Genomic DNA, 9,973 nt, shown 5'->3' on the forward strand with positions numbered 1-9,973 from the left:
TCGCTTGTCGTTTGCTACTTGTTACTTGTATTGTTACTATTGTACGCTACTGTTGCGCGTTACTATTGTGCGCTACTGTTGCACGTTACTGTTGCGCATTACTTTTGCTTATTGTTATCCAGCCACTTATTGCTTGTTCACTTATTGCTCTTTTACTTGTTTGTTCCCTATTACCCGTACCTTGTTCCCTCGTTTACCTTGCTGCTTGCTGACTAGGATTTAGCCGCAACGACTTCGATCTCAACCAGACCGTCCTTCGGCAGCCGTGCCACCTCAACGGCGCTGCGTGCCGGATAAGGCTCGGTGAAGAATTCGGCATAGACGGCATTAACAGCCGCGAAATCATTCATATCCTTTAGAAATACGGTCGTCTTCACGACTTCCGCCATACCGTATCCCGCCGCTTCCAGAATGGCCTTCACATTGAGCAAAGAGCGTTTCGTCTGCTCTTCAACCGTTGCTGGAAATTCGCCGGACGGATCCATGCCAAGCTGTCCTGATGTGAACAGTAAGCTACCGAAACGAATCGCTTGTGAATACGGCCCGATCGCTCCTGGAGCCTCTGTCGCCGCTACTACTTGCTTGTCTTCTTGTTGTTCCATCGGTATTCTCTCTCCTCTTCTCTATTTACTTATTTGTCTATTTGTTATTTGTTTATCTGTTTATTTACTTATTTGATTATTTCGTTGTCTTTTCGTCATACTCCCGCAACATTTCTTGCTGTTGTTCAGGCGTCAGCTTGGCAATGCCGATGCCAGTGAAACCTAAAATCGTAGCGAAAAAAATCCCAGTCCAGCAAAGCACCGCCCAAGGCAAATAGCTTAGTGTTGCGACACCCAGCGTTCCTGCCATATAAGCACCTGCCGCTGTCCACGGCAGAATCGGTTCGATGATCGTAGCGGAGTCCTCAATTGTCCGCCCCAAGTTTTTCGGGTGCAAGCCGCGGCGGACATAAGCTTCCCGCAGCATTTCGCCCGGCATCAGAATGGATACTTGACCGTTGCTTGTCACGCCGATCATCGTCAAACCGGTGATGATGGTCGTAACGATGAGCGAACCTGTCTTATGCACGAATTTGAGCAGCTTGTTGACGATGAGCTCCAAGGATTTCGTCAAGCTGATCGTCCCGGCAAACGTAATCGCGCTAAAGCAAATAAGCAGCGTTCCCATCATCGAGTTCATCCCGCCACGGTTCAGAAGACGCGGAATATCGGCAATAACGGTATCAGGATTAAAGCCGGCAGCGTGCACCATGGCAACATCAAAGCCGTTGATCACTGAAGATACAACATCATGCAGGGTAAATCCTTGGAAGATCATCGCATTGGCCATTGCGAAAAAGGATGAAAACAGCATAACAGGAATCGTCGGCTTTTTCGTGATCGATCCGTATAAAACAATGAGTACAGGAACGAGAAGCAGTAAATTCCAGTCGAAAATCGTTTCTAGGGTCGACATAATCGTACCAACCTTTTCAGGTACTACCGCGCCCGCAGCGTTCGTATTGAGCCCGGTAATGATATACACGATCCCCGCAACAACAAACGATGGCAGTGTCGTATACAGCAAATGGCCGATATGTTCGTACAGATTAACGCCTGTGGATAGTGCAGCAATATTCGTCGTATCGGAAAGCGGAGACAGTTTATCGCCGAAATACGCGCCCGCCACTACTGCACCTGCAACAGCCGCCAAATTGACATCCATTCCGGCGCCCACTCCCATAAAGGCAACCCCGATCGTTCCGGCGGAACCCCAAGAGGTACCCGTACAAATCGAAACTACGGAAGTGACGAGAAACGCTGTAATTAATAGAAATTGCGGGTTAATAATTTTCAAGCCATAGTAAATCATCATCGGAATCGTTCCGCCGACCATCCATGCCCCGATCATAAAACCTACCGTAATCAAGATCAGAATCGCCGGCATCGTCTTGGCTATTTTCTGCGCGATCGATTCCAAAATATCATCGTACCTGTAACCCAGTTTCACGGCAATCACGCCGGCCACGACCGTGGACGCAATAATTAACGGCTCTGGCGGCAGTTCAAACATAACGTAGCCCAAGCTGAGAAATAGCACCATCGTCAAAATGGGAAGTAGGGCCAGAAATAAAGTCGGTTGTTTCACATTAGGGTTTGTGCTCTGCTTGCTCATGATGAAGTTTCCTCCTAATAGTGGTCTCTAAAGTTTTATTAAATTTTATTAAGCCTTCTTCAATGGATACGCTGCCGCAATCCGCTTTAGGGCATCCTGAAGTACACTGCGCGGCGCAGCTACATTTATGCGGATAAAGCCTTCGCCTTCTGGCCCGAAGGAGCTGCCGAAGCTTACGCTCATGCGCGCCGTCTGCTCAATCCAGCGCTTCAAGCCGCTCTCCTCCTGGCTCACGGCCCGGCAATCGACCCATAGCAAATAAGTGCCTTCCGGTTCAATCACCGTTAATTCCGGCATATGCTCCTGGATAAATGCCTTGGCATAGACAATGTTGCCTTTCAAATATTCGCGCAGCGACGCAAGCCAATCATCGCATGCGGTATAAGCCGCTTCCAAGGCCGGCACTGCAAAGAAAGTCGGGTTATGAATGCCGGATTGCTGCAATGCTTGTTTGAATCGCTCTCTGATGGAGTCGTTAGGAATAACGATATTCGCTATTTCCAAGCTGGCCAGATTAAACGTCTTTCCCGGGGATGTGCAGACGATGCTGCGCTGGGCAATTTCCTCTGACAGCTTGGCAATTATGATATGTTCATGCCCTTCGTGGATAAAATCGGCGTGGATGTCGTCGGAGACGATAAGCGCGTCGTACTTGATGCATAAAGCGGCGATCCGCTCCAGCTCCGCTCTTGTCCATACGCGTCCCACCGGATTGTGCGGTGAAATGAGCAGAACGATTTTTACCCCTTGCTGCATCCGCAGCTCCATATTTTCGAAATCAATTTCATAACGGCCGGAAACGAGCTGCAGCGGACTTTCAACTAGAATGCGGTTGTTTAAAGTAACCGCTTTAGCGACTGGCTGATAAACAGGCGTATGAATAAGAACGGCGTCTCCCTCTGCCGTAAATTTCTGAATCACCAATGATACCGCTTGTATAATCCGCGGGCAAAATACGATCCACTCCTGCGGCACCTGCCACTGATAGGCACGATCCAGCCAGGCCTGAACGGCCTTGTAATAGGAAGCAAACGCGTCCGTGTAGCCGTAAATTCCATGTTTTGCGAACGCTTCAAGCTTCTCGACTACGGCGGGCGGGGCCTTCAGGTCCATATCGGCTACCGAAAGAGAAATCATGTCCTTTCCCATCGATTCGACAAGACCATCCCATTTTGCACTATTCGTACCTATGCGTGAAACGACTTCGTCAAATTGAAATTCCATCCTGCTCTCCCCTTGATTTTCTACTATTGAATATCCTTTAAAAATCCTTTTAATTGTACGTGTCTATCCATCTATCTCAGCTTCTGCAAATAACGATACACCGTAGGTTCAGAGATCGATAGTGCGCTGGCGACCTGGGAGACGCCTCCCTTGAGTAGAAATACGCCCTGCTCATTCAACTCTTTCACGATTTCAATCTTCTCATTTGAGGACAGGCGATCGATCGGCAGTTGCACTTTGCTTAGCGTATTAGCGATAATGTGCTGCAGCAAATCATCCACATTGCCTTGTAGAAATTCCGATTCCTGCGGTTTATCCTCGGGAAGCGCGTCCATAGGCACCGGCGGGGTAAGCGAACTGCCCTGCAGCACATGATTAATCCATTCGGCCGCAATCTCCATATGTGTAATATCGATGTTGAGGCACATCAAGCCGGCCAGTTTCCCCTCCGCGTCTTTTATGAAATAAGTCGAAGATCTGTATTTCTGTCCCCGAGGGCCTGTCGCCTGATAATTAACGATGTATTGCCGCTCCCGGTATGCCTCCCCCTTCAATATTTTGAGCACCAGATCCGTAGAGCCGTCTCCAATCTTCCGGCCGCTGATATGCCCGTTTTCAATGAAAATGATCGATCGCTCCGGATCGCTAATGTCGTGTACGACCACTTCGCATTTCGGCCCGACAATGGCCGCGATAAATGAGGCTATCGGAAAATAGGATTCTAACAGCCGCCGATTTGCTTTCATAGGTATCCCTACTCTCGCTTTTTTGAAATAATAATAATATTCTTATCACGATAATAATTTATTATCTAATTTAATCATAAAAGATGGTTTAAGCGGTTTCAAGGTTTTTTTTGGTTCAATACCGTGCCAATTTACACCATTTCTTTGCTATTATCTCAAAAGTCGATATATCCGCCTGGCCTTTTGGATGATATAATGGGATAAACATCCTATTTTTTTAAGGAGGGCATCATTCTTATGTCATGGTTCAACAGACTTCCCCTTAGCGGTAAAATTTCAGCAGCTTGTTATTTTATCGCCGCCCTATTTGGAATTCCAACCTTGATCCTCTTTATTCTGCAGGGCAACTTTTTGACGGGGATCGTCTTGGTTGTTGTTCTAACAGCGCTTACCATCCCTCTAACCCGCTATGTACAGAAAGCGCTTACGGAATCGTTTGATGACATCTCCAATGCTTCTGCCAAAATCGCTAAAGGAGATTTCACAAGCAAAATCAGTGAATCCGGAAGTATGGATAGTTTAAGCCGCTCCTTCAACAGCATGATCGATAGACTGCGTAAAATATTGCAGGAGACTTCCGATATTACCCGTAAAGTAATGGATTCCAGCCGGGCGATTTCAGACAGAAATGAAGAGCTCATTAATGTGATGGGGCAGGTAGCCCAGTCATCCAATGAATTGGCGATCGGAGCGAATGAAATTTCAGAAGACGTCAGCGGAATGACTGAATCCATCAAAGAAATCGAAGATAAGGTTAGCAACTACACGGATTCTACAAGGGAAATGAATGACCGTTCCAGCGAAACTCTGGAGCTCGTGGAAAGAGGGCGCGAATCCGTCTCCAGACAAGCGGAAGGCATGCGCCGCAACATTGAAGCTACACAGAAGGTGGCGGAGTCAATCAATGCGCTCTCCATCAATGCTCAGGGCATTACGCGCATTACGGCGACCATTTCCGAAATCGCCGAGCAAACGAATCTGCTGTCGCTCAACGCCTCAATCGAAGCGGCCAGAGCCGGGGAGCATGGCGCCGGATTTGCGGTCGTCGCTCACGAGGTTCGTAAGCTGGCAGAAGAATCGACCTCATCCACGAAAGAGGTATTCAACCTCGTACGCAGCATAGAGAATGATGTAAAGCTGGCCGGGCAGAATATCAAAATCAATGAAGAGGTCGTACAGCAGCAAAATATGATGATCCGGGAAGCGGAGCAAATTTTTGCACAAATCGTTCAAAGCGTGCACTACATCTCTGAGCAAATCGAGGCTTTCTCCAAAGAAAGCGAGAACATGCTGGAAAGTGCACACCATATTTCTCAATCCATTCAGAACATTTCGGCCATTACCCAGCAGTCCGCTGCAGGCACAGAGCAGGTTTCGGCATCGATGAACGAGCAAATCCAGTCCATCCAGAAGATGGCGGAAGAAACGGAAGCAATGAAAAACGCCGTTTTCCAGCTGCAAAAAACGATACATATTTTCAAATTCTAGTCGTTCTTCAAGCTCTAATTCGTGGTGCAGCAGAAATAAAAGAATATGCAAAGAAGCCATGGCTCCCGACCATGGCTTCTTCTTTGTTGCCGCAAAATATTATTTCGACACCGCTCGCAAATGCATGACTCTACTTTCGAAATCCCCTTGAATAGAGGTGATCGGCAAGCCGGCCGCCATCAAACGGTCGCCGCCGTAAATCGTATCTGAATCTCCCAGCTGATAATCCAGCATCGGGTCGAGGCCTTCCAGCTTTACGCGCTTCAACGGTGCATTCGGCTCAGCGAGCACATGGAAGTAGAACAACAGCGCTTCCCTCCGGTCCTCGCTCACAAACATCCAGGACGTCTCATTGCCTTCAAATGGACTTAACAATCGGTACAGATCGCCCTGCTGCACCAACCCGCGAATTTCCTTATAGAGGGCAATTTGATCTTTAGCGATTTCAACTTCTTCCGGCGTAAATGTCGTCAGATCGAGCTCATAACCGAAATTTCCGGACATCGCTACATCTCCGCGGAATTCCAAGGATGTCTTACGGCCCACCTGATGGTTCGGTACCGCCGATACGTGAGCGCCCATCGTGGAAACGGGGTAGACGATGCTTGTACCGTATTGGATTTTCAAACGCTCCACGCCGTCTGTATCATCGCTTGTCCACGTTTGCGGCATATAATAGAGCATTCCCGGATCAAAGCGCCCGCCGCCGCCGGAACAGCTCTCAAACAAAATATGCGGGAACCCGCTAGTCAATCGCTCCAGCAATTCATACAAGCCGAGAATATACCGGTGAGCCGTCTCGCTCTGCCGTTCGGCGGAGCTGAGCGCAGAGCCGATCTCCGTCATATTGCGGTTCATGTCCCATTTAATATACGAAATCGGCACGCTGGCAAAAATATCGCTAAGCCGGTCGTACAAATATTCCCGTACATCCGCGCGCGACATATCGAGAATTAGCTGGTTGCGTGCCTCCGTTCTACGGTGATTCGGGACGTGCAAGCACCAATCCGGATGGCTGCGGTACAAATCGCTGTCCGGGGAAATCATCTCCGGCTCGAACCACAGGCCGAACTGCAGCCCGGTCTGCTTCACGCGCTCCGCTACATCCTTCAAACCGTCCGGCAGCTTGCGGCGGTCCTCAATCCAGTCGCCAAGCGAGCAGTTGTCCGAGTCCCTTTTGCCGAACCAGCCGTCGTCCAGCACAAATAGCTCGATACCGAGCTCACCGCCCTTTTTCGCGATAGCCTCGATTTTGTCGGCATTAAAGTCAAAGTAGGTGGCCTCCCAATTGTTGACGAGAATCGGCCGCTCGAGATCCCGGTGCTCCCCCCGGCACAGTCTTGTACGATACAGCTTATGGAATGTGCGGGACATGCCCCCGAGACCTTCGGAAGAGTAAACGAGCACCGCCTCTGGTGTCTGGAAAGATTGCCCCGGCTCCAGCCGCCAGGAGAAATCAAAAGGATTGATGCCTAGCGAGACGCGCGTTGTTCCGAACTGATCGACCTCGGCTTCCGCCACAAAATTACCGCTATAAATCAAGCTAAATCCGTATACCTCGCCCTGGCGCTCGTTCGCTTCTGGACGGAGCAGCGCTAGAAATGGGTTGAACTGATGCGAGCTTGCTCCTCTGCGGCTGTTGATTCCGGTTACGCCCGGCGCAAGTGACCTTCGCTGAATATGGCGTTCCCTAGCCCATGCGCCGGATAAATACAGCGCGTCATAATTAGCATCCGGCAAATCGAGCGAAGCGCTTAATGCCTTCATTATTTGCAGCGGTTCTCCCGCTTCGTTCGATAGTCTGGCTGATCTTGCAATGGCACTGAATTGCTCGAAAACGGTATAATACAGCGTTACGCTGAGCCCTGCCTTAGCATCATGGAGCACCAGCTCTAACGTCTGCGCCTCGCTATCCAGTTCGGTATAAGTTGCCGGCAGCCCTTCCAATGCAGGTTTACCGTCTAAAATTTGATGTGACTTATATACCAGCTCGGTAATGCGGGTTCCATCGGCCAGCTTAACTTGATAGGCCGGATTCCGGAAATCGCTCGTACCATATTGCGGGTACTCCTGCGGCAAAGTGTCCAGCGAGATCGTTTTATCGTCGGGAAGAGGGTTAGGGCTGAATGAGGAACGTTCTACCCGATACAGCAAATCGTCCAAATTGCTGCCCTGACGCAGCTTCGGCCCATAATATACATGGGCAGGAAACCCTCTTACCAGTTGAATGATATAGCTCGTTTGAGCTGATTGCAAATGAAAAACACCTGAAGATTTCTCAAAATAAATAGGCATTCCATATCCTCCAATCAATAACTGATACCATGTATTCTACTATGATCAGCAAGTTACGTAACGTAAGTAAAGTGATATTCTATATGGAATTTTGTGTCCTATTTAACGATTGACTACGATTCATCACCCTCTGGATTACGAGTTTTAGCCTGATCTATCAGCTCATCAGCCTTTTTCTCCTGATGGGGCTCAGCGGGCGGATGGACTGCATTTTTGCGATGATGATGATAACCCCTTGTTTGAACCAGCCGCTTGCGGTATACGAGCCAGAGTGGTGCAGCGATGACGGCAATTAGAAGCAGTACAGGAAGAGCCCCTGACAAAAACACAATAAGCCATTGAAAAAAGACAGATATCGCTTTAAGGCTGCCATCCAGAGCATTCCAAGCCCGTTGGCCCAACGGTTCCGTGTTTTTGGCTGAAAGGTTGATCTCGTTCACCTCTGGCTGATAGAGCCGGATTTCTACGGTAGAATACGCAACATTTTGATCAATATACCGCATGCGGCCTCTGATTTGCTCCACTTCCGTCTGTATTCGTTCCAATTCATTCGCAAACTCTACCATTTGACTGCTCTTCGTCGCTTCATTCAAAAATTGCAGGTACCTAGCCTCCATCGTCTGCTTCACTTTAAGCCGGGATTCCAAATCGACGTATTCCTCCGAAACATCCTGGCCCTGAATACTGCGCTGCAAAGATTGATGCTCCAGCTTTTCCAGCTGATCTAAAAATGAGGAAAAACCGGACGAAGGCACCTTAAGTATGATCGTCCCGCCCTGCTCATACTGGGACTGGTTCTCTGTAAATTCCACGATATATCCGCCCGATACAGTGACCAAATTACGTACTTCGGATTGTGCACGGCTGTAATCCTTCACCTCCAGCACAACATTGGCCCGGTAAATCAATTTTTTATTCAGTCCCGCCGGAGCATCTGCAGCTTGTGCGCCAGTACTTCCCGCTCCAGTTCCCCCTACGGCTGTGCCCATCCCGGCTGCTGCTGCGCCTCCTTCGGCTGCTAATGTGTTTTGGCCATCAGTTGCCGAAAATTTCTCACTTTGCGCAACGACTGCCTCTGACTCAGCGGCGAGGCTTTGTTCTGACGAAGCACTGGTGCTAAACGACAGGTTTGAACTTGAATCGGCCGAACCGGTATCCCCTGCCGCCGTGCCGGAATCCGCTTTGTTGCTGGATACGCCGGCATCACTTGCCGCTCCACATCCTCCCAGTAAAATCGCCCCTGCGATGCCCCCTACAAGCAGCATTGTTTTCCATTTTATTTGCATTGTAACTCCCCCTTTTTATGTCGGACGCTTCCATTGTCTGGAAGGTTGCAAAAAGAGCGGGCGCGGGAAGGGAAAATTTTTAAAAACGCCCCATAATCATGACCACCCGTCCAACGGGTGGTTTGTATTTGGGGTACCCCCCCCCCCTGTTGCCAAACTGCGCCTAAAGACGCTAGCCTGACCACAAATCTGTTCAAGCTCAGTGTTATTTGTCACTTTCACTTACCAGTTAAACTGTTTTATTTCTTTCTTGCTCTTGTTGCTCTTGTTGCTGCTGAACGGATTCTCATACTCTTCTACACACAGCTTATCTGTGGCTTTATCACGTGCTTCTTGTTCACGAATGTAATTCGCTACAGTGGCTTCATTTAAGCCCTGATATTTTATAACGAAGCTGATGATCGCTATCTGTGTAAAAATAACCCTTCTCAAAATGTAACGAAGCTGGGCAACGTTATTTCAGTCTTTACTGCTTCAAACAGAGGAAAAACCGCAAATAGAGTGTCTGAGATTCGTTGCTATGAACGTTTTTGTCAAACCCTCTATTTTTTCTGCCTGAGCACGTGGCGCGAGAGCAAAAATGCGAGCGACGGTCGGCACGCTGCTATCCGTGGGTTGGGTACCACATGTTATGCCTTCGTCAAGGAGAGCTTTTGCAAGCTAGAAACGCACGTTCAGTTCTTGGCAAACCTAGTGCAAACGAATCACGCATATTCTCTCCCGAACCTTCGTTTGCTCCCGGGCCTCGTGCTCCGGCGTGAGCTTGTCAAGTGCCTT

General features: G+C 49.0%; 7 protein-coding genes. 1 reads left to right on the top strand and 6 read right to left on the bottom strand.

The genetic code is table 11. The features are described from left to right. Positions 1–212 precede the first annotated feature (212 nt). The 4 genes from G358_RS0115520 to G358_RS0115535 all read right to left on the bottom strand — a co-directional run bounded on the left by G358_RS0115520 (position 213) and on the right by G358_RS0115535 (position 4,127). On the bottom strand, positions 213–602 hold the full coding sequence (locus G358_RS0115520; protein ID WP_019638156.1) for a RidA family protein: 390 nt from the start codon (positions 600–602) through the stop codon (positions 213–215). A 76-nt stretch (positions 603–678) separates the two neighbouring features. Further along, entirely contained in the window at positions 679–2,157 is a 1,479-nt protein-coding gene (gene nhaC, locus G358_RS33685; RefSeq protein ID WP_019638157.1) for a Na+/H+ antiporter NhaC, read from the bottom strand. 48 nt (positions 2,158–2,205) lie between these two features. Next, on the bottom strand, positions 2,206–3,381 hold the full coding sequence (locus G358_RS33690) for a MalY/PatB family protein (protein WP_019638158.1): 1,176 nt from the start codon (positions 3,379–3,381) through the stop codon (positions 2,206–2,208). A gap of 71 nt (positions 3,382–3,452) precedes the next feature. After that, on the bottom strand, positions 3,453–4,127 hold the full coding sequence (locus G358_RS0115535) for a helix-turn-helix transcriptional regulator (RefSeq protein ID WP_019638159.1): 675 nt from the start codon (positions 4,125–4,127) through the stop codon (positions 3,453–3,455). A 237-nt stretch (positions 4,128–4,364) separates the two neighbouring features. Between G358_RS0115535 and G358_RS0115540 the strand changes: the two genes are divergently transcribed. Next, positions 4,365–5,615, top strand: coding sequence for a methyl-accepting chemotaxis protein (locus tag G358_RS0115540; RefSeq protein ID WP_019638160.1), 1,251 nt, complete (start codon positions 4,365–4,367; stop codon positions 5,613–5,615). A 99-nt stretch (positions 5,616–5,714) separates the two neighbouring features. Here the strand turns inward: G358_RS0115540 and G358_RS0115545 are convergent, their stop codons facing one another. Next, complete coding sequence (locus G358_RS0115545) at positions 5,715–7,910, bottom strand: alpha-galactosidase (protein WP_019638161.1); 2,196 nt, start codon at positions 7,908–7,910, stop codon at positions 5,715–5,717. Between the two features lie 113 nt (positions 7,911–8,023). Then, positions 8,024–9,196, bottom strand: coding sequence for a DUF4349 domain-containing protein (locus G358_RS0115550; RefSeq protein ID WP_019638162.1), 1,173 nt, complete (start codon positions 9,194–9,196; stop codon positions 8,024–8,026). Positions 9,197–9,973 lie beyond the last annotated feature (777 nt).

It is taken from the genome of Paenibacillus fonticola DSM 21315 (assembly GCF_000381905.1).
Classification (GTDB): Bacteria; Bacillota; Bacilli; order Paenibacillales; family Paenibacillaceae; genus Fontibacillus; species Fontibacillus fonticola.